Raw genomic sequence first — 20,184 nt, 5'->3', positions numbered from 1 at the left:
CGTGTCACCCCATGTCGTCCAGATATGCCAACGTTTTCACCCAGTTCCGCACGAGCAGCTCCACCGCCGTCGCGAGGTCGGAGACGCGGATCGCCTCGGCGATCCGGTGGTGTTCGTCGATACTCTCCCCCGCGCGTTCGACGCCACCGAAATAGCGTGCGTCATAGCGTTTCAGCAGCGGCTTCGTCTGCTCGAGCAGGCGCAGCAGATGCGGATTCGTGCACCGGGAGACGAGCAGCGCGTGCCACCGGTCGTCCAAAGTGGACAAATCACCCTGCCGCGCGAGTTCCGCGGTCATCTCGGCGGTGATCCGGTCCAGTCCGCCGGTGAGCCCGGCGAGGTCCTGCGGCGAACTCCAGCGCAACGCGAGCGATTCGAGTTCAGCGACGAGCGGGTACAGCTGCCGAGCCTCGTCCGGGTCGAACGGCGGCACGAGGAAACCGCGGCCCGGCGCCGAGACGAGCAGGCCGCGGTCGGCCAGCCCGATCAGCGCCTCACGCAACGGCGTCCGGCTGACCCCCAGTTCACGGGCGAGGTGCACCTCGTTGATGCGGCTGTCCGCGGCGATGCGGCCGTCGAGCACGCGGGCGGTGATCTCCTCCGCGAGGTCGCGCCGGAGCAGGTTCCTCGTCATCGGTGCAGTATTGCATGCACTTCGGCCGTACTGTATTCAGTTAGGCATGACGGACTTCGATGTACACCGCGCCCGCGCCGAAACACCGGGCTGCGCGGAGGTGGTCCACCTCAACAACGCCGGATCGTCGCTGCCACCCGCACGGGTGACCGACACCGTCATCGGCTACCTGCGGGAAGAAGCCTTGACCGGCGGATACGAGCAGGCCGCGGCGACCGTGGAGCGGATGAACGGCGTCTACGCCTCGGCCGCGCGCCTCGTCGGCGCCGCCCCCGAAGACATCGCCCTGACCGACAACGCGACCCGGTCCTGGCAGGCGATCTTCTACGCGCTCCCGTTCTCGGCGGGAGACCGGATCCTGACGGCGAAATCCGAGTACGCGAGCAATGTCATCTCCTTCCTGCAGATCGCGAAGCGCACCGGCGCCGTCGTCGAGGTGGTGGACAACGACGAGTCCGGGCAACTCGACGTCGAGGACCTCAAGCGCCGCGTCGACGGCGACGTCAAGCTGATCGCCGTCTCCCACGTGCCGACCCAGGGCGGGCTGGTGAACCCCGCCGAGGAGATCGGCGCGGTCGCGCGCGAGGCCGGGATCCCCTTCCTGCTGGACGCGTGCCAGAGCGCCGGCCAGATCGACCTCGACGTCGCACGCCTGAACTGCGACGCCCTCAGCGTCACCGGCCGCAAATACCTGCGCGGCCCGCGGGGTACCGGATTCCTCTACGCGCACCCGCGGCTGCGCGAGCGCGTCGAGCCCGCGATGCTCGACCTTCACTCGGCGGCGTGGACCGCGCCCGAAACCTACGAAGTCGATCCGACGGCGAAGATGTTCGAGGTCTGGGAACGCGATCACGCCGCCCTGCACGGCCTCGGCGCGGCGATCGACTACGCCCTCGAATGGGGCCTGCCCGCCATCGAAGCCCGCGTCGCCGCCCTCGCGGCGAAACTGCGCGACGCGCTGCGCGAGATCCCCGGCGTCCAAGTCCACGACCAAGGCACGCGCCAGTGCGGGATCGTCACGTTCAGCGTGGCGAAAACACCGTCGCAGGAAGTGAAACAGCGCCTGGCGGCGGCGAAGATCAACGTCAGCGTCACGGAAGCGACGTCCGCCCGATTCGATTTCGCCGAACGTGGATTGCCGCCGCTGGTCCGGTCTTCGGTGCACTACTTCAACACCGAGGACGACGTCGCCCTCCTCGTCGGCGAAGTCGGGAAAGTGGCTTAGCGGCGCGAAAGCAGCGACTCGGACGGCGGGGCGTATGGCAGCCCCGTCGTCTTCGCGCGCTTACCGAGCACCAACGCCTCCCCCAGTAGGCTCACGCCGATCGACAACGTCACCGGCCGCGCGTCGGGATGCGTCCCGGCCATCGTGGCCAGGAAGCCGATCCCGAAGTTCACCACGAGCGACAGCACCCAGACGCCGAACGTCCAGCCGGTATAGCGCAGCCACAGCACGCCGTCGCGCTCGAACAGTTTCGTGGTGGTGGCGCGCACCGCGCCGAGGCCGCATCCGACGACGGAACCCAGCACGAGCCAGGCACCGTCCGTGAAGGTGAAATGTTCCAGCTTGGACAGGCCGTAGACCCCGATCGCGAGCAGCACCACCGGCGCCCCGAACACCTCGCGGGCGACCAGTGGTTCCCCGCGCAGCCTGCGCACCACGATCACGATCACGACGGCGACCACCAGCGCGATCAGCAACCAGGTCCTCATGACTCCCCCTTTGTAGCATGACTGTGCCAAATAAAATAGCAAGGTCGTGCTATAAAGGCAACATGCCCAAGATCGTCGACCCCGACGCCCGGCGCCTGGAGATAGCCGAAGCCGTCTTCCGGGTGATCCAGCGCGACGGTCTCGCGCAGGCGTCGCTCAGGAGCGTGGCCGAGGAGGCCGGTCTCGCGATCGGTTCGGTGCGGCACTACTTCCGCGGCCACGACGAGCTGATCGTGTTCGCCATGCGATCGCTCGGCGACCGGCTCGAGGCGAGGCTGCTCGGCCATCTCCCCGCCCTGCTCGACCCCGCGACCCCGCGCTCGCGGCGGCAGGAGATCACCGAAGAACTGCTCGGCGAACTGCTTCCGCTCACCGAGCAGACCCGAGCCGAAACCGACGTCTGGCTGGCTTTTTCGGCCGCCGCGAAGAACCGGCCGGACCTCGCCGAGGAGGCAGCCCGCATGTACGACGGGGTCCGCGCCCTCGTCCGGCGGGTCCTCGGCGGCGCGAACGAAGCCGGCGGTCTCCTTGAAGGCCTCGACCTGGCCGTGGAGACCGAACGGCTGGCCGCGCTGCTGGACGGGCTCGCGTTGTCGACGGGCCGGACGTCGCCGGAGCTCATGCGCACGGTGCTCCGGCGACACCTGGAGACCCTGCGGTGCCCGGAATGAGCACGTTCTACGAGGTCGCCGCCCACGACCCCGGCCGAGTCGCGGTGATCGACGTCGACGGGCACGAGACGACCTTCGGCGAGCTGTCCGCGCGCGCGAATCAGCTGACCCATGCCTTGCGCGCGCTCGGTCTCGGTGAAGGCGACGGCGTCGTCGCGATCATCCACAATGGACTCACCTATTACGAGCTCCTGCTGGCGACTTTGCAGGCGGGGATGTACTTCACCCCGGTCAACCACCGGTCCTCACCGGCCGAGATCGCCTACATCGCGGCCAACAGCGGCGCCAAGGTCGCCGTCGCGGACGCGGACGTCGCCGCCACGTGCACCGCGGAACTGGCGAGCCTGCACCGGTTTTCGCGCGGAGAGACACCCGGCTGGGCGGACTACGCGGCCTGGGGCGCGGACCGGCCCACCACCACGCCGGAGCACCGGACCGCGGGCCAGACGATGCTCTACACCTCCGGGACCACGGGGCGCCCCAAAGGCGTCCGGCGCGCCTTGTCCGGGCGGCCGCCCGCGCTGCACCCGATCCACGCGAACGTCCTCGAACGCGTAGACGTCCGGCCGGGGCACGGCGTGCATCTCGTCGCCTGCCCGCTCTACCACGCGGCGCCGGGCATGTTCTCGACCGCGATCCTGCATCTCGGGCACACACTCGTGCTGATGGACCGGTTCGACGCCGAGGACACGCTGCGGCTCACCGAAAAGCACCGGGTGACGAGCACCCACCTGGTACCGACGATGTTCCACCGCATGCTGCGGCTGCCCGAAGACGTCCGCGCGCGGTACGACCTGTCGAGCCTGGCTTCGGTCATCCACGGTGCCGCTCCGTGCCCGAGGGAGGTCAAGGAGCGGATGCTCGCCTGGCTCGGACCGGTGGTCCACGAGTACTACGGCGCGTCCGAGGGCCTGATCACGGCCGTGCACGCGCGCGATTGGCTCGCGGAGCCGGGTACCGTCGGCACACCGCTGGACGGCGTGCGGGTCAAGGTGCTCGACGACGACGGCGCGGAACTCCCCGCGGGCGAGACCGGGACGCTCTACTTCAGTTCCGCGCACACGAAATTCGACTATCACGACGACCCGGACAAGACGGCCGCCGCGCGCTCCGGGGAGTTCGTCACGGTCGGGGACGTCGGCTATCTCGACGCCGCGGGGCGGGTGTTCCTGTGCGATCGGCGGACGGACCTCATCCTTTCCGGTGGCGTGAACATCTACCCGGCCGAGATCGAGGCGCGACTGCTGGGCCATCCCGACGTCGCCGACGTCGCGGTGATCGGGGAACCGGATCCCGAGTGGGGACAACGGGTCGTCGCGGTCGTGCAACCGGTCGAGGGAACGGCCGGGGACGCCGCGCTGGCGAAGCGGCTCGAAGAGCACTGCCGAGCCGAGCTCGCCGGGTTCAAGACGCCGCGCCGGTTCGATTTCCGCGAACGGCTGCCACGGACCGAGAGCGGCAAGATGCTGCGGCGGACGCTTCGGGCGGATTGAACGGCCCTTTCGGGCAGCGCCGATCGCGGTACGGTTCGCTCATGCGCCCGCGGTCCGTGACCACACTGCTCGCCACCCTCGTTCTCGCCCTCGCCGTCCCCGCGACGGCCGAGGCGACGCCCGGATCCGGTGTGACCGGGACGATCTTCCACCAGAAGACGGTCGGGGACACCGATTACGTGCTGCGTGAGGTCGTCATCCAACCCGGCGGGTACACCGGCTGGCACTACCACGACGGCACACTGCACGCATACGTCAAGGACGGCACACTGACGCACAACTCGGCCGATTGCGGGCTCGACGGCCTGTACCGCAAGGGCGCCGTCTTCACCGAGCCGAGCGACACCGTCCACATCGGACGGAACCTCGGGACGACGCCGGTGGTGCTGGAGGTGCTCTACGTGCTGCCGCACGGGAGCCCGCTTTCGCAGGACGCGCCGAACCCCGGTTGCCCGTTCTAGGCGCCGTTCTGCAAGTCATGTTCGCGGTCTCCGCGCCCAGGCGGCCCCTGGATCACGAAGCCCATCGAACAGACTTACAGGACACCGCCTAGCCGCCGAACCAGCCGGCGACATCGAGCCGGAAGCCGTCCGCGGGCGCCATCGTGCGGAGGTCCGTTTCGAGCGCGCGGACCCTTTCGACGCCCAGCGTGGCGGCCCACTCCTTGCGCAGCTCCTCGAAGATCGCCGCCGTCCGGCCGAGTGAGTCGAACCCACGGGCGGTGAGCCGCACGACCTTGCGCCGCGCGTCGGCCGGGTCGTCGACGCGTGCCACGTAACCGAGCTGCTCCAGCTTGTCGACGGTCTTGCCCGCCGCCTGCTTGCTGACGCCGAGCCGCCGCCCGATCTCGCTCGCCGTCGCGCCCTCGCGGCCGATCGCCTGCATGGCGAAGCCGTACGCCGGGCGGACGTCGGGATGCCCCTGTCCGGCGAGTTCGGCGTGCATCCGGTCGATGATCGAGCGGAAGCCCGCGAACAGCAGGAGCGGCAGCTCGAAGCCGGGCGGATCGGAATCGCGCTTGCCAGGATCGACAACTTGGTTTACCTTTTCGTCAACCACGTTGACCATCTTAAAGGGGAGCCCTTGTTCACCGACCACACCGTCGAAACCGCGCCCGAAGCCTCGCGTCGCTCGATGGAAGCGACCATCCGGAAGTTCGGCAACCTCCCCACCGCCGTCGCCCGGCAGGCGTCGTCACCCGAACTGCTCGACGGGTTCCTGAAACTGAGCGCGAGCTTCGAGCGGACGACACTCGAACCCCTCGCGCGGGAAACGGTCGTGATGACCGTGGCGACCCGCAACGGCTGCGAAGTGTGCGTCGAGATCCACACCGGCAAGCTGAAGGGTCTCCACGCGGACGACGACGTCATCGCGGCGCTTCGCTCCCAGGAGCCGGTGCCCGACGAGCGACTGGAAGCCGTCCGGCAGTTCACGCTCGCAGTCCTCGAAACCGCCGGCGCCGTCGACGACGACACGCTGCGGACCTTCTTCGGGCACGGATACACCGAACGGAACGCCCTCGAAGTCGTCATGGGCATCGGGGCCTACACGATGTCGACCCTGGCGAACAGGCTCATCCGGGCCTAGTCGCTCTGCGTGATCGCCCCTCGCGGCCCGGATCACTCCAATGGCCGCCGATCTTGATGTATCTGGGCAGTCCCGACCGCCTCTTCTCTTGTGTAGCCGAAAGTTCGCCACCCGCGGCGCGGCGCACACCGGCGGTCTGGCCTGCCGAGGGGGCAGACCAGACCGCCGAAACCGAAAACGTTCCACAGGTGTTGGGGGTGCGTGAAGGCCCCCTTCCCTCGACTGAGCCGAGGGAAGGGGGCCTTCACGTGTCCCCTCCGCAATTAGCCGACTAATTGCGGCAGCGCTGGCGGCACGACGTCAGACCTCGAGCGCCCAGCCCATCGCCGGTACAAGCCCCGGGCGGCGGTCTCGTGTGATGGGATGGACGACACACGTGATTGGCGGGCCGACACGCGCGACTGGATGGACGACACGCGTGTCCAGGCGAACGGCTCTCACCTCAAGCCTCGCTCCGCATACTAAATGCGTGGCGTGTCAGACCTCGAGCGCCCAGCGCACGTAACGCATCGACGAAATGAAGCCCGCCTTCTCGAAGACCCCGAACGCGCCCGAAGGGTCCGCCGAGTCCACGTTCAAGCTCGCGCGGTCGTACCCGTGCTCGGCGGCGGCGTGTAGCGCGTGCCCCATCAGCGCGCTGGCGACACCCCGACGCCGGTACTCGCGAAGCGTCCCGATCGCCATGAAGTGCGCATCGCGGACACCGGTGGCCTCCGTGTCGGCGTCCCAGCTCATGGTCACCAGCATGCCGGCCGCGCGGTCCGCCTCACGAAGCAGGAAGCTGGCCTCGGGCCGGAAAGTCTGATTGGTGATCTTGTTCCGCCAGAGATCTGCGGGCATCGGCACGGCGCCCCAGTAGTCCCGGTACGCCTCGTTCCGGACCTTCCGGAAATCCTCGTCGTTCCGCTCCGACCACGCCTCGACCCGGAACCCTTCCGGGATCACCGGACCGTCGACGACACCGAGCGAGTGCTCCATGCGCTGGAAGTAGCGCACCGGCACGAAACCTCGGGAGCGAACGAGCTCGGCCAGCCCGGCGATGCGCTCGGGCCGATTGACGTCCACCACGAGCTTCGCCGACGGGTGATGCAGCTCGTGCACCACCTTGGCCGCCGCCACGCCCGCGTCGACGAGCGCGCCGCCGATGCCCCGGCGGCGATATCCGGGGTGTACTCCGCCGTCGAGGAAGACCCGATGGACCTCTTCCGCGGACGGCTTGAAGCGGATCTTCACGTAGCCGGCCATCACGTCGCCGTCGAAGGCGGCGAGACTCGCCCGCTCGAGATCCGCGTACGGGTCGATCAGTTCCTGGAGGGTGTCCTCCGCCGTGTAGTTCTCGCCGATCCCGTCGACGGTCTCCATGGCGTTGAGGAGGTCGGCCGACGCCTGGGCGTCCTGCGGGGTGAGCGGCCGCCACGCGAGGTCGTGCATGCGGCCGAAGGTAGCGCCGCGCGGGCGGGCTGTCTCCAGGTTTTCGGTGGGCGCAGTAGGGATCGAACCTACGACCGCTCGGGTGTAAACCGAGTGCTCTCCCGCTGAGCTATGCGCCCGGGAGGTGGCACCCGCGCACGGGTGCCACCGGTGAAGACTCAGGCCAGCGAGGCCACGGCCTTCTTCCACGCCTGCTGGTCGCGCGCCTCGCCGGGCTGGTTGACCTCGGCGAACCGCACGACGCCGTCCTTGTCGATCAGGAAGGTGCCGCGTGTGGCCAGACCGGCCGCCTCGTTGAAGACGCCGTAGGCCTTCGCGACCTCACCGTGCGGCCAGAAGTCCGAAAGCAGCGGGAACTGGTAGCCCTGCTGCTCGGCCCACGCCTTGAGCGAGAACGGGGTGTCCACGGACACACCGATGACCTGGACGCCCTGGCCGTCGTAGTCCGCGAACTCGTCGCGGAGCTGGCACAGCTCGCCGGTGCAGATGCCGCTGAACGCGAACGGGTAGAACACGAGCAGGACCGGCTTCTCGCCCTTGAAGGACGACAGCGTCACGGACTGCTTGTTGTAGTCGTTGAGCGTGAAGTCCGGGGCTTGCGATCCGACCTCGACGGCCATACCGGCGGTTTCCTCTCAAGAGCGAACAGGGGCCTGCGACGACAACCCTATCGTGTCGATCGCGTGCCCGGAGAGGTCACCGCTTGGTCTTGGACGACTTCGGCGAAACCAGCCGCGTGCCCGCCCACTTGGGACCGGCGCTGATGTTGGCCGTCTGCGCCAGCCCGACCTGCGGCACCGCTTCGGCGATCTCACTCGGCTCGACATGCCCGGGCTGGCCCGTCTTGGGGGTCAGCACCCAGATCACGCCGTTCTCGTTCAGGGGGGTCCGGACCTCGATCAGCGTGTCACCGAGATCACCGTCGTCTTCGCGCCACCACAGCAGCACCACGTCGATGACCTCGTCGGCGTCCTCGTCGAGGATGTCGCCGCCGATCTGTTCCTCGATCGCCGCACGAAGGTCGTCGTCGACGTCCTCGTCCCAGCCGATCTCCTGGACCACCATGTCCGGCTTGATCCCGAGCCTTTCGGCGACGCTGCTCTGATCAGCGTCTCCCGCGGCGACCACTGCTGTCACTCCTCCAACTACGACGGAGCGTGGTGTCGCGTCGGCCTGATCGGCCGGGCGGGCACCACACTCGGGTACACGATGCCCGTTAGCGAACACTGGTGAAGCGTTCCGCGCAACCGTCCACACCGGATCTTGAACAACTCGTGTCGCGGCGTACGGACATTCAGCCCACTCTCACGGGGTCAATTCGGGCGCGCCTGGGCACCTCCGAACGCCCTGCTTTAGGGTGGGAGAGAGAACGCGCGCGCGAGTACAGGCGCGTGCGAGGCGTGTCGCAATCGGGTCCACGAACGTTACCGATCAGTAGCGGTGACGAGAACGGAACCGGAGGACGACGATGGACGGCGAACACGCCCGCGTACGAGCACAACCAGCTACCACCTTTCGCAAGGAGACCCCTTGGCCCCGCAGAACGACGGCGCCTCCGGCAAGGAGACCCCGGCACGCGTCCGCGTCATCCGTGACGGATTGGCGGCGCACCTGCCCGACATCGACCCGGAGGAGACCGCCGAATGGCTGGACTCCTTCGACGAGGCGCTGGCCAGGGGTGGTCAGCAGCGCGCCCGGTACCTGATGCTGCGCATCCTCGAGCGGGCCAGGGAACGCCACGTCGGCGTCCCGGCGCTGACGTCGACGGACTATGTCAACACCATCCCCACCGAGAACGAACCCTGGTTCCCCGGTGACGAGGAGATCGAGCGCCGCTACCGCGCCTACATCCGGTGGAACGCCGCGATCATGGTGCACCGCGCGCAGCGTCCCGGCGTCGGCGTCGGCGGGCACATCTCGACCTACGGCTCGTCCGCGGCGCTGTACGAAGTGGGCTTCAACCACTTCTTCCGCGGCAAGGACCACTCGGGCGGCGGCGACCAGATCTTCATCCAGGGGCACGCCTCCCCCGGCATCTACGCCCGCGCGTTCCTCGAGGGCAGGCTGACCGAGAACCAGCTGGACGGCTTCCGCCAGGAGTTCTCGCACGCCGGCGAGGGCGGCGGCCTGCCGTCGTACCCGCACCCGCGGCTGATGCCGGAGTTCTGGGAGAACCCGACCGTGTCCATGGGCCTCGGCCCGATGAACGCGATCTACCAGGCGCGGTTCAACCGCTACCTGCGTGACCGCGGCATCAAGGACACCAGCGACCAGCACGTCTGGGCGTTCCTCGGCGACGGCGAGATGGACGAGCCGGAATCGCGCGGCCTCATCCACGTGGCCGCCGGCGAAGGCCTCGACAACCTGACCTTCGTGATCAACTGCAACCTGCAGCGGCTCGACGGCCCGGTGCGCGGCAACGGCAAGATCATCCAGGAGCTGGAGTCGTACTTCCGCGGCGCCGGCTGGAACGTCATCAAGGTCATCTGGGGCCGCGAGTGGGACTCGCTGCTGCACGCCGACCGCGACGGCGCGCTGGTCAACCTGATGAACACCACGCCGGACGGCGACTTCCAGACCTACAAGGCCAACGACGGCGCCTTCGTCCGCGAGCACTTCTTCGGCCGCGACCCGCGGACCAAGGAACTGGTCAAGGACCTCACCGACGCCGACGTCTGGAACCTCAAGCGCGGCGGGCACGACTACCGCAAGGTCTACGCGGCCTACAAGTCGGCGCTGGAGCACCACGGCCAGCCGACGGTGATCCTGGCCCACACCATCAAGGGTTACGGCCTCGGCCCCTCCTTCGAGGGCCGCAACGCCACGCACCAGATGAAGAAGCTCACCCTCGACGACCTCAAGCTGTTCCGGGACGCCCAGCGCATCCCGATCAGCGACGAGGAGCTCGAGCGCGACCCGAAGCTGCCGCCGTACTACCACCCCGGCAAGGAATCGCCGGAGATCGAGTACATGATCGGCCGCCGGAAGGCGCTCGGTGGCTTCCTGCCGGAGCGGCGCCCGAAGGCCTCGAAGGCCCTCGTGCTGCCCGGCGACAAGGTCTACGAAGGCATCCGCAAGGGCTCGGGCAAGCAGGAGGTCGCCACGACGATGGCGTTCGTCCGGCTCGTCCGCGAGCTGGCGAAGGACTCCGAGATCGGCAAGCGGATCGTCCCGATCATCCCGGACGAGGCGCGCACCTTCGGTCTCGACTCGATGTTCCCGACGGCCAAGATCTACAACCCGCACGGCCAGACGTACACGTCGGTCGACGCGAGCCTGATGCTGGCCTACAAGGAGTCCGAAAAGGGCGTCATCCTGCACGAGGGCATCAACGAGGCGGGTTCCACCGCGTCGTTCACCGCCGTCGGCACCTCGTACGCCACGCACGGCGAGCCGATGATCCCGATCTACATCTTCTACTCGATGTTCGGGTTCCAGCGGACCGGTGACGGCCTCTACGCGGCGGCCGACCAGATGGCCCGCGGGTTCGTGCTCGGCGCCACCGCCGGCCGCACCACGCTGACCGGTGAGGGCCTGCAGCACGCCGACGGGCACTCGCTGCTGCTGGCGGCGACCAACCCGGCCGTCGTGGCCTACGACGCGGCGTGGTCGTTCGAAATCGCCCACATCGTGCGGGACGGTCTTCGCCGGATGTACGGCGAGACCGGGCCGGACGGCAACGGCGAGAACATCTTCTACTACATGACGATCTACAACGAGCCCTACCAGCAGCCCGCCGAGCCCGAGAACCTCGACGTCGACGGCCTGCTCAAGGGTCTCTACAAGTACGCCGACGCGCCGTCGGGCGAAGGCCCGGAGGCGCAGATCCTGGTCTCCGGCGTCACCATGCCGGACGCGCTCCGCGCCCAGCAGATGCTGGCCGAGGAGTGGGGCGTACGCGCGGCCGTGTGGTCGGCCACGTCGTGGACCGAGCTGCGGCGCGAGGCCGTCGAAGCCGATCACGACAACCTGCTCCACCCGGGCGACTCCCCGCGTGTGCCGTACATCACGCAGAAGCTGTCCGGCGCGAACGGGCCGGTCGTCGCGGTTTCGGACTGGATGCGCGCCGTGCCGGACCTCATCCGCCCGTGGGTGCCGAACGACATGCTGACACTGGGCACCGACGGGTTCGGGTTCTCCGACACCCGCCCGGCCGCCCGGCGGAAGTTCCTGGTCGACGCCCAATCGATCGTGGTCGGCACGCTGAGCGCGCTCGCCAAGCGCGGCGAGTTCGACCGGGCGAAGGTGGCAGAGGCGGCGCAGAAGTACCGCCTCGACGACGTCGCCGCCGCGGGTCCGCAGTTGTCGGACTCCGGCAGCGCCTAGCGATGCCATGAACGGTCCGTTCCTTGCGAAATGTGCGAGGAACGGACCGTTCATTGCGTTCGGGACCGGACGAGCTAGGGTGAGACATCGGATGTTTGCGGAGAGGGTGAGCGAGTGTGACCAAGCGTCGACTGCCGAAGCCGAGTGAGCTGAAGCAGATCCTGCGGCCGAAGCCGATCGTGCTCAACCCGACCGACCGGCGGCTGGCTGGCGCGCACACGATCGCCGACCTGCGGATGCTCGCCCGCAAGCGCACGCCGCGGGCGGCGTTCGACTACACCGACGGCGCCGCGGAGCTGGAAGACAGCCTCCGCCGCGCCCGGCAAGCCTTCCGCAGCGTGGAATTCCACCCCAACGTCCTGCGCGGCGTGTCCGATGTGGACACCGGCAAGGAGATCCTCGGCAAACGTTCGGAGCTGCCGTTCGCGTTCGCGCCGACCGGGTTCACCCGCATGATGAACCACGAGGGCGAGTCCGCGGTGGCCCGTGTCGCGCAGCGCAACGGCATCCCGATGGGCCTGTCGACGATGGCGACGACGTCGATCGAAGATCTCGCCGCGGCCGCCCCGGAGGCCCGCAAGTGGTTCCAGCTCTACGTCTGGCGTGACCACAAGGCGGGCGAAGATCTGATGAATCGCGCGTGGGCCGCCGGGTTCGACACGCTCATGCTGACGGTCGACACCCCGGTCGCCGGCGCGCGGCTGCGCGACGTCCGCAACGGGCTGACCATCCCGCCCGCGCTCACCCTCAAGACCTTCGTCGACGGCGCGATGCACCCCGCGTGGTGGTTCAACCTGCTGACCACCGAGCCGCTGACCTTCGCGTCGCTGAGCCAGTTCGACGGGACGGTCGCCGAACTGCTCAACCAGCTCTTCGACCCGACCCTGAACTTCGACGACCTCGACTGGGTCCGCCAGACCTGGCCCGGCAAGCTCGTGGTGAAGGGGATCCAGAACGTCGACGACGCGCGGGACGTGGTCAAGCACGGCGCCGACGCGGTGCTGCTGTCCAACCACGGCGGCCGTCAGCTGGACCGCGCGCCGACCCCGATCGAACTGCTCCCGGCGGTGCTCGACGAGATCCAGGGCGACGCCGAGGTGTGGGTCGACACCGGCATCCTCTCCGGCGGCGACATCGTGGCCGCGATCGCGCGCGGCGCGGACGCGGTGCTCATCGGGCGCGCGTTCCTCTACGGCCTGATGGCAGGCGGCGAGCGCGGGGTTCAGCGGTGCGTGGACATCCTGCGCGCCGAGATGGTCCGGACGATGCAGCTGCTGGGCGTCCGCACCCTCGCCGACCTCAAGCCCTCCCACGCCACCATGCGCTGACCCTGCGCATTTCGGATCAGACGGAGGCCGAGGTGACCCCGGCGGGAGCGGTGCGAACCTGCTTCGCGGTGCGGTTCCAGCTCCACCAGCCGTGCACGACCAGCCCGGCGAACACGATGTAGACCGCCGCCGAGAAGTACAGGCCCGACGAGAGCTGAAGCGGCACGCCGATCGCGTCGACGACCAGCCACACCAGCCAGAACTCGACGAGACCCGCGCCCTGCGCGGCGAAGGCGACCAGCGTGCCGACGAAGATCGCGGCGTCCGGCCATGGCGCCCACGAGGCGTTCAGCGCGTCGAGGACCAGCGCCATCGCGGTGGTGCCGATCGCGAACGCGCCGATCATCGCCAGGCGCTCGCCGAGCCTGCCCTTGCGGACGACGACGCCGTAGACCGGGTCGCTGCGGCGGGACCAGGCCCACCAGCCGTAGATCGAGATGGCGAGGATCGCGATCTGCCTGGTCGCGAGGCCGCCGAGATGCGCGGAGAGGTAGACCGAGAACAACAGCACGGTGGCTCCGACCTGCACCGGCCACGTCCACAACGTGCGGCGTTGGGCCAAAAAGACCACGGCCAGCGCGAAGATCTGCCCCGCCAGCTCGGCGAAGGAAATCCACTGTCCGAGCACCGTGACACCGTTGTGCAGCAGGAAGTCCACGTCCGCACCCCTCTCCGTCTCCCGCTCCAACATGCTCCGTACCGACGCCATTCCCCAGAGAGTGTGAGGTGCGGAACAGGCGGACGGCTCGAGAGACGCTCACCGGGACGCGAAAAGGGCCCCTCGATCGCGTGTTCCGCGACGACGGGCCCTTCGACTCCACGCGGGCCCGGTGCCTTCCTCGATCACCGGGCCCACGCGGATGCTCAGGAATCTACGCGACCGATGCCCACGGGCGAAGTCGGCGGCTCCGAACGGACCGCCTGCTTGCCGTCTCCGGCCTCCAACTGGCCCTGCAGGTTGGCCAGCCAGCCCTGCCAGCGGTCCTGCGCCGGCTTGATCAGGCCGCCGCCGAAGCCGACGACGATCACACCGCCGATGGTGGCGAGCACGGCCACCAGAACCGGACCCGTCACGGCCGTCGCGATGTTCACCTGGCCGAGTGCCGCGATGATGCCGAACGCCATGATCATCCAGTAGGCGATCGTGCCGAGCAGCCGTCCGGCGGGCCTGGTGGACAGCGCCCCGGTCACCAGGTCGCGGACGACCTTCGCGACCGCGGCCGCGACGATCACCAGCACCAGCGCCACCAGGATCCGCGGCAGGAACGCGATGATGTCGTTGAGCAGCGCACTGACCGGATTGCTCTCACCGAATACGCCGAACGCGAGCTGCAACGCGATCAGGAGAATGAAGTAGTACACGAGTTTGACGAGGATCCCGCCCGCGTCGACATTCGCCTGTTTGAGCGTTCCGGTGAGTCCGGTCTTCTCGATGAGCTTGCCGAAACCGATCTTCGACAGAACCAGTCCCAATGCCTTCGACACGGCTTTCGCGATCAGCCAGCCGATCAGCAGGATGATCAGGAAACCGAGCAATTTCGGCACGAAGGTGGCGACAAGGTTCCATGCTTGTCCCAGACCGTCTTTCAGCTGCTCGCCCACGGCGAACTCCCTCCTCTGCGCATCCGCGACCTACCCGGTGCGGCTTGCGAGGGATCGTTGAGCACGAGCACCGCACCGGCAACTCGGCGACCCACGATCGAGTGAGTGAGCTAGCGGGAAAAGATCGACAAGTCCCATACTTGTTCCACCGGTGGGGACCGGGGAGACGAGGCCGTCCGGCGCAGCGAAAAACGCTGGCGCCGGGCGGCCTCGAGTTTTATGCGAACACCTTTCACCATTCATCGCCCAGGAATGTCCACTTCGGACGCGCGCGGCGAAAGGCCGCAGGATGAAGGCGTCCTTTGCCCGGCGGACCAGGTCGTGTCCGGCAAGTCAGTTCACGAAGACCGCGAACACGGCTTGCCGGACACGGCCTAGGATCGGCTGACCATGGCTGATGCGACCTCCGGACGGCGTGTGCCCAAGCACCACGGGCTGTCCGCCAAGACCCTCCGGCGGCTCGAACACGCCTCCGGCCGGCTCGCGAGCGCGAGTGTGGCGGTGATGGAGGAGCGGCTGAGCTGGTTCGCCAGGCTTCCCGCCGACCAGCGCGCGAGCGTCCTGCTGATCACCCAGGCGGGTGCCGCCGGTTTCGTCGATTGGCTCCGCGACGCGAAGGAGGCCCTCTCCCTCACCACCGAAGCCTTCCGCGAAGCACCGGCCGAGCTTTCCCGGTGGGTGAGCCTGCGGCAGGCGGTCGGCATGGTCCGGCTGGCGATCGAGGTGTTCGAGGAGCAGCTGCCGGAGTTCGCCGCGAATGAGGCGGAACGCGCCGCGCTGATCGAGGGGATCCTGCGCTACGGCAGGGAGATCGCGTTCGCCGCCGCCAACTCCTACGCGGCGGCCGCCGAGGCGCGAGGCGCGTGGGACGCGCGGCTGGAGGCGCTGGTCGTCGACGGCATCGTCCGCGGTGACGCCGAGGAGGCGGTGCTCTCCCGCGCCGCCGCGCTCGGCTGGGATCCGGCCGCGCCCGCCACCGCGCTGGTCGGCACCCCGACGTCGGACGACCCGCCCGCCGTCGTGTTCGAAGTGCGCAGCCGCGCCGCGCGGGTCGGGCGTCCGGTGCTGCTCTCGGTGCAGGGCTCCCGCCTGGTCGTGGTCGTCGCCGGGCCCACCGACGGCAGCGTCAAGGACCGCGAGATCCTCACCAAGCTTTCGGTCGCCTTCGCCGAGGGCCCGGTCGTCGCCGGGCCGACGGTGCCCACGCTCGCCGAAGCGCGCCACAGTGCGACAGAGGCGCTTTCCGGCCTTCGTGCCGTCGTCGGCTGGCCCGGCGCGCCGCGGCCCGCGAGATCGATCGACCTGCTGCCGGAACGCGCGTTGTCCGGCGACCCCGAGGCCGAACGCCTGCTCGTCGAGCAGATCGCGCGACCGCTGGAGGAAGCGGGCCCGGCACTGCTGCGGACGGTGGAGACCTACCTCGACAGCGGCGGCGTCCTGGAGACCTGCGCGCGAACGCTGTTCGTGCATCCGAACACCGTCCGGTACCGGCTGCGGAAGGCGGCCGAACTCACCGGCCGCCACGCCGCCGAATCGCGTGACGCCTGGGTGCTGAAGGTGGCGCTGACGGTCGGGCGGCTGGCCCGTGCCCGCGGACTCTGGTGACTGGGACGGGGTGGTCGTGAGTGGTAAGTGTCGTTAGAACGTCACTTACCACTCACGACCCACGCGCCCCAGCGGCTACCCGCGGCCTCCCACCAGAACCGGTTGGTAACTCTGCGCAGTGACGGAGTTCATAGGGAAAGCTGGTTGAACCCGACAAGGCTTTTGGGTTAAGCGCGGTGATCAGGAAGACGCTTTTGGAGGGTTTCGACAATTCCGTCGGCCGGACTTGGTGAGCGTCGGCATCACGACCATGGTGGCCGAGAGTGTTCTCTAATGGGGTGACAGTTGCAGTCCTCGCCCCCGGTCAGGGTTCCCAAGCCCCAGGCATGCTCTCCCCTTGGCTCGAGCTCGACGGCGCCCGCGCGCGCGTCGAAGCCTGGTCCGAGCGAGCCGGTCTCGACCTCGTCCGCCTCGGCACCGAAGCGGACGCCGAAGAGATCCAGGACACCGCGATCACGCAGCCGCTGATCGTGGCGCTGTCACTGCTGGCGTTCGAGCACCTTCAGCGTGAGGCCCCGGTCGCCGCGGACGCGCCGGTCGCCGGTCACTCCGTCGGCGAGCTGGCGGCCGCCGCCGTCGCCGGGGTGCTGAGCCCCGAAGACGCCGTCGCGCTGGCCGCCGTCCGCGGCGCGGAAATGGCGAAGGCCTGCGCGCTGGAGCCCACGAGCATGGCCGCGGTCATGCTCGGCGACCCGGAGCAGGTCGTCGCGTGGCTCGAGGGCCACGGGCTCGCCGCGGCGAACCGCAACGGTGCCGGTCAGATCGTCGCCTCCGGTGCCGCCGAAGCGATCGAGAAGATCGTCGCCGAGCCGCTCGAGGGGACGAAGGTCCGCGCGCTCAAGGTCGCGGGCGCGTTCCACACCTCCTACATGGCACCCGCGCGTGAAGCGCTGGCGGCCCACGCTGCGAAGATCACCCCGGCGGACCCGACGCGTCCGCTGCTGTCGAACGCCGACGGCCAGGTCGTCACCAGCGGGGCCGAATACCTCGACCGGCTGGTCAAGCAGGTCACGAGCCCGGTGCGCTGGGACCTGACCATGGACGGTCTGGTCTCCGCGGGTGTCACCTCGACGCTCGAACTTCCGCCGGCGGGCACGCTGACCGGGCTGGTCAAGCGGCAGCTCAAGGGAACCGTGACCACCACGATCGCTCTGAAGACGCCGGCCGAGCTGGCGAAGCTTCAGGGGCAGGAGGACGCTTCGTGACCGACCGATCCACTTTGCGGCAGGCGCCGGGCGCCGCCGGGACCCGCATCCTCGGTGTCGGGAGCTTCCAGCCCGAGAAGATCGTGACCAACGACGATCTCTCGAAGATCATGGACACCAACGACCAGTGGATCCGCGAGCGGGTGGGCATCGTCGAGCGCCGGTTCGCCGAAAAGGACGAGTCGCTGGTCGACATGGCGGTCAAGGCGGGCACCGCCGCGCTGGCGGACGCCGGCGTGGACCCGTCCGAAGTGGACACGGTCATCCTGCCGAACTGCACGATGCCCACCCAGATCCCGAACGCCGCCGCACAGGTGGCCGACCGGATCGGCATCACGCATCCGGCCGCGTTCGACCTCAACGCCGCCTGCGCCGGGTTCTGTTACGGCATCGGCGTCGCCTCGGACCTGATCCGCGCGGGCAGTGCGAAGAAGGCGCTCGTCATCGGCGCCGAGAAGCTCACCGACCACGTCGACCCGGTCGACCGCGCGAACGCGATCATCTTCGCCGACGGCGCGGGCGCGGCGGTGGTCGGCGCGGCCGACACCGCGCAGATCGGCCCGGTCGCCTGGGGCAGCGCAGGCGAGCACGTCGACCTGATCTACATGCGCGACGACAAGTGGATCTACCAGGAGGGCCAGTCGGTCTTCCGCTGGGCGACCACGCAGATCGCGCCGATCGCCATGCAGGCACTGGAACTCGCCGGGCTCGAACCGTCCGATGTGGACGTGCTCATCCCGCACCAGGCCAACCTGCGTATCGTCGAGGCCATCGCGAAGAAGCTGCGTGCCAAGGGCGCCCGCGAGGACATGGTCGTCGCCGACGACATCAGGTACTCGGGCAACACCTCGTCCGCGTCGATTCCGCTGGCGCTGGACCACATGCGCAAAGCCGGGACCGTCAAACAGGGCGACGTCGTGCTCGCCGTCGGCTTCGGTGCCGGACTCTCCTACGCGGGCCAGGCCTTCATCTGCCCGTGATGAATACTTCCCCCGCGGGCACCGTGTCCGCAGGGCAGCCGAAAGCATCACCGAGAAGGGAACAACCAGTGGCAGACAACGCAGAGATCCTCGCCGGCCTCGCCGAGATCGTCGAAGAGGTCGCCGGTGTGGCGCAGGACGACGTGACCGCCGAGAAGTCCTTCGTGGACGACCTCGACATCGACTCGCTGTCCATGGTGGAGATCGCTGTCCAGGCCGAGGACAAGTTCGGCGTCAAGATCCCGGACGACGAGCTGGCGAACCTGAAGACCGTTGGCGACGCGGTGAACTACGTGTCGGCCAACTCCAAGTAAGTCCGACTTCTTGATTGGCGCCGACCTTGGGGAGACTCCAATGAGCAACATCGACGTCGTGATCACCGGGATGGGCGCGACCACGCCGCTCGGCGGGGACGTCGCGTCCACGTGGGACGGCCTGCTCGCCGGGGCGAGCGGGATCCGCCGTATCGAAGCCGACTGGGTCGACGAACTCGAACTGCCGGTGAAGATCGGCGCCATGCTCGCCGTCGACCCGTCCGAGGTCCTGCCGCGGGTCCAGGCCCGGCGGCTGGACCGCTGTGAGCAGGTGGCGCTCATCGCCGCCCGGCAGGCCTGGGCGGACGCGGGCTTCGAGCAGCCGACCGACGAGCATCAGGATGTGGAACCCGAGCGCCTCGGGGTGACCATCGGTACCGGTGTCGGCGGTCCGGTCACCCTGATCTCCCAGAACGACCTTCTGCACAAGCAGGGACTCCGCAAGGTCTCCCCGCTGACCGTGCCGATGCTGATGCCGAACGGCCCCGCCGCTCACGTCGGGATCGACTTGAAGGCGCGTGCCGGCGTGCACTCGCCCGCGTCGGCCTGCGCGTCGGGCGCGGAAGGCATCGCCGCCGGTTACGAGATGATCCGCTCGGGCCGGGCCGACGTCGTGGTCGCCGGTGGTGCCGAATCGTGCATCCACCCGATCACCCTCGCCGGTTTCGCGCAGGCGCGGACGGTGTCCACCCGCAACGACGACCCGACGAAGGCGTCCAGGCCGTTCGACGTGAACCGTGACGGTTTCGTCCTCGGCGAGGGCTCCGGCGTCGTGATCCTCGAGCGGGCGGACCGCGCCAAGGCCCGCAACGCGCGGATCTACGCGCAGCTGAGCGGGTACGGGATCACTTCGGACGCGTACCACATCACGGGCAACCACCCGGAGGGCGTCGGACAGATCGCCGCCATGCGGCAGGCGATGACGATGGCCGGGGTCTCCCCTGCCGACGTCGGCCACGTCAACGCGCACGCGACCTCGACGGTCGTCGGCGACGTCGGCGAGGCCGCGGCGATCCGCAAGGCCATCGGTGAGCACGTCGTGGTGACCGCTCCCAAGGGCGCGCTCGGCCACCTGGTCGGCGGTGCGGGCGCGGTCGAGGGCATCGCCACGATCCTGGCGATCTACCACGGCCTCATCCCGGCGACGCTGAACCTCGAAGATCTGGACCCGAAGGTGCAGCTCGACGTCGTCTCCGGCGAGGCGCGCAAGGTCGAGCTGGGCGCGGCGATCAGCAACTCGTTCGGTTTCGGCGGGCACAACACGGCGCTGCTGTTCACCCCGGCGGCCTGATTTC

The 20,184-nt window shown here is 68.8% G+C and carries 20 protein-coding genes and 1 tRNA gene; 12 read left to right on the top strand and 9 right to left on the bottom strand.

Going from position 1 to position 20,184, the window contains the following annotated elements; translation table 11 throughout:
* Window positions 1-4: 4 nt before the first annotated feature.
* Window positions 5-634 carry a GntR family transcriptional regulator gene (locus BLW75_RS37325; RefSeq protein WP_034311151.1) on the bottom strand — a complete coding sequence of 210 codons (630 nt, stop codon included), beginning with the start codon at window positions 632-634 and terminating at the stop codon, window positions 5-7.
* A gap of 46 nt (window positions 635-680) precedes the next feature.
* Between BLW75_RS37325 and BLW75_RS37320 the strand changes: the two genes are divergently transcribed.
* Window positions 681-1,859 carry an aminotransferase class V-fold PLP-dependent enzyme gene (locus BLW75_RS37320; RefSeq protein ID WP_034311150.1) on the top strand — a complete coding sequence of 393 codons (1,179 nt, stop codon included), beginning with the start codon at window positions 681-683 and terminating at the stop codon, window positions 1,857-1,859.
* On the opposite strand, the gene BLW75_RS37315 is transcribed toward BLW75_RS37320, so the two are convergent.
* Complete coding sequence (locus BLW75_RS37315) at window positions 1,856-2,347, bottom strand: hypothetical protein (RefSeq protein ID WP_034311148.1); 492 nt, start codon at window positions 2,345-2,347, stop codon at window positions 1,856-1,858. The genes BLW75_RS37320 and BLW75_RS37315 overlap by 4 nt on opposite strands.
* 62 nt (window positions 2,348-2,409) lie before the next feature.
* On the opposite strand from BLW75_RS37315, the gene BLW75_RS37310 reads away from it, so the two are divergent.
* The 3 genes from BLW75_RS37310 to BLW75_RS37300 are packed head-to-tail and all read left to right on the top strand — an operon-like array spanning window position 2,410 to window position 4,972.
* Complete coding sequence (locus tag BLW75_RS37310; protein ID WP_034311147.1) at window positions 2,410-3,018, top strand: TetR/AcrR family transcriptional regulator; 609 nt, start codon at window positions 2,410-2,412, stop codon at window positions 3,016-3,018.
* A complete protein-coding gene (locus BLW75_RS37305) occupies window positions 3,015-4,511 on the top strand; it encodes an AMP-binding protein (protein ID WP_034311145.1) in 1,497 nt (498 codons plus the stop codon). The genes BLW75_RS37310 and BLW75_RS37305 overlap by 4 nt, the downstream gene beginning before the upstream one ends.
* A gap of 41 nt (window positions 4,512-4,552) precedes the next feature.
* A complete protein-coding gene (locus BLW75_RS37300; RefSeq protein WP_034311224.1) occupies window positions 4,553-4,972 on the top strand; it encodes a cupin domain-containing protein in 420 nt (139 codons plus the stop codon).
* A gap of 88 nt (window positions 4,973-5,060) precedes the next feature.
* Here the strand turns inward: BLW75_RS37300 and BLW75_RS37295 are convergent, their stop codons facing one another.
* Complete coding sequence (locus BLW75_RS37295) at window positions 5,061-5,579, bottom strand: MarR family winged helix-turn-helix transcriptional regulator (RefSeq protein ID WP_034311142.1); 519 nt, start codon at window positions 5,577-5,579, stop codon at window positions 5,061-5,063.
* A gap of 15 nt (window positions 5,580-5,594) precedes the next feature.
* Between BLW75_RS37295 and BLW75_RS37290 the strand changes: the two genes are divergently transcribed.
* Window positions 5,595-6,098, top strand: a complete 504-nt coding sequence (locus tag BLW75_RS37290) for a carboxymuconolactone decarboxylase family protein (RefSeq protein WP_034311141.1) — start codon at window positions 5,595-5,597, stop codon at window positions 6,096-6,098.
* A gap of 477 nt (window positions 6,099-6,575) precedes the next feature.
* Here BLW75_RS37290 and BLW75_RS37285 read toward each other — a convergent pair whose 3' ends face one another.
* The 4 genes from BLW75_RS37285 to BLW75_RS37270 all read right to left on the bottom strand — a co-directional run bounded on the left by BLW75_RS37285 (window position 6,576) and on the right by BLW75_RS37270 (window position 8,657).
* Window positions 6,576-7,529, bottom strand: coding sequence for a GNAT family N-acetyltransferase (locus BLW75_RS37285; RefSeq protein WP_034311138.1), 954 nt, complete (start codon window positions 7,527-7,529; stop codon window positions 6,576-6,578).
* A gap of 47 nt (window positions 7,530-7,576) precedes the next feature.
* Window positions 7,577-7,648: transfer RNA gene (locus BLW75_RS37280), tRNA-Val, on the bottom strand.
* A 39-nt stretch (window positions 7,649-7,687) separates the two neighbouring features.
* Entirely contained in the window at window positions 7,688-8,149 is a 462-nt protein-coding gene (locus BLW75_RS37275; protein ID WP_034311135.1) for a peroxiredoxin, read from the bottom strand.
* Window positions 8,150-8,225: 76 nt separating this feature from the next.
* Window positions 8,226-8,657 carry a DUF3052 domain-containing protein gene (locus tag BLW75_RS37270; RefSeq protein WP_034311133.1) on the bottom strand — a complete coding sequence of 144 codons (432 nt, stop codon included), beginning with the start codon at window positions 8,655-8,657 and terminating at the stop codon, window positions 8,226-8,228.
* A 402-nt stretch (window positions 8,658-9,059) separates the two neighbouring features.
* On the opposite strand from BLW75_RS37270, the gene aceE reads away from it, so the two are divergent.
* Window positions 9,060-11,855: a pyruvate dehydrogenase (acetyl-transferring), homodimeric type gene (aceE, locus tag BLW75_RS37265; RefSeq protein WP_034311131.1), complete on the top strand. Its 2,796-nt coding sequence runs from the start codon at window positions 9,060-9,062 to the stop codon at window positions 11,853-11,855.
* A gap of 116 nt (window positions 11,856-11,971) precedes the next feature.
* The gene (locus BLW75_RS37260) at window positions 11,972-13,183 is read left to right on the top strand and encodes an alpha-hydroxy acid oxidase (RefSeq protein WP_007032785.1); all 1,212 of its coding nucleotides are present in this window, start codon (window positions 11,972-11,974) and stop codon (window positions 13,181-13,183) included.
* Window positions 13,184-13,199: 16 nt separating this feature from the next.
* Here the strand turns inward: BLW75_RS37260 and BLW75_RS37255 are convergent, their stop codons facing one another.
* A complete protein-coding gene (locus tag BLW75_RS37255) occupies window positions 13,200-13,841 on the bottom strand; it encodes a nicotinamide mononucleotide transporter family protein (RefSeq protein WP_034311128.1) in 642 nt (213 codons plus the stop codon).
* A 206-nt stretch (window positions 13,842-14,047) separates the two neighbouring features.
* Window positions 14,048-14,785, bottom strand: coding sequence for a mechanosensitive ion channel family protein (locus BLW75_RS37250; protein ID WP_034311126.1), 738 nt, complete (start codon window positions 14,783-14,785; stop codon window positions 14,048-14,050).
* Window positions 14,786-15,175: 390 nt separating this feature from the next.
* On the opposite strand from BLW75_RS37250, the gene BLW75_RS37245 reads away from it, so the two are divergent.
* From BLW75_RS37245 to BLW75_RS37225, 5 genes are all read left to right on the top strand, one after another.
* A complete protein-coding gene (locus BLW75_RS37245; protein WP_034311123.1) occupies window positions 15,176-16,390 on the top strand; it encodes a PucR family transcriptional regulator in 1,215 nt (404 codons plus the stop codon).
* 278 nt (window positions 16,391-16,668) lie between these two features.
* Window positions 16,669-17,595: an ACP S-malonyltransferase gene (locus tag BLW75_RS37240; protein WP_277814953.1), complete on the top strand. Its 927-nt coding sequence runs from the start codon at window positions 16,669-16,671 to the stop codon at window positions 17,593-17,595.
* The gene (locus tag BLW75_RS37235; protein ID WP_034311117.1) at window positions 17,592-18,575 is read left to right on the top strand and encodes a beta-ketoacyl-ACP synthase III; all 984 of its coding nucleotides are present in this window, start codon (window positions 17,592-17,594) and stop codon (window positions 18,573-18,575) included. Before BLW75_RS37240 ends, BLW75_RS37235 begins: the two co-directional genes overlap by 4 nt.
* Window positions 18,576-18,643: 68 nt before the next feature.
* Window positions 18,644-18,889: an acyl carrier protein gene (locus tag BLW75_RS37230; RefSeq protein WP_004559006.1), complete on the top strand. Its 246-nt coding sequence runs from the start codon at window positions 18,644-18,646 to the stop codon at window positions 18,887-18,889.
* 40 nt (window positions 18,890-18,929) lie between these two features.
* Complete coding sequence (locus BLW75_RS37225; protein ID WP_034311114.1) at window positions 18,930-20,180, top strand: beta-ketoacyl-[acyl-carrier-protein] synthase family protein; 1,251 nt, start codon at window positions 18,930-18,932, stop codon at window positions 20,178-20,180.
* Window positions 20,181-20,184 lie beyond the last annotated feature (4 nt).

It is taken from the genome of Amycolatopsis lurida, assembly GCF_900105055.1.
GTDB classification, from domain to species: domain Bacteria; phylum Actinomycetota; class Actinomycetes; order Mycobacteriales; family Pseudonocardiaceae; genus Amycolatopsis; species Amycolatopsis lurida.
This window is presented reverse-complemented; position numbering and strand designations above follow the sequence as displayed.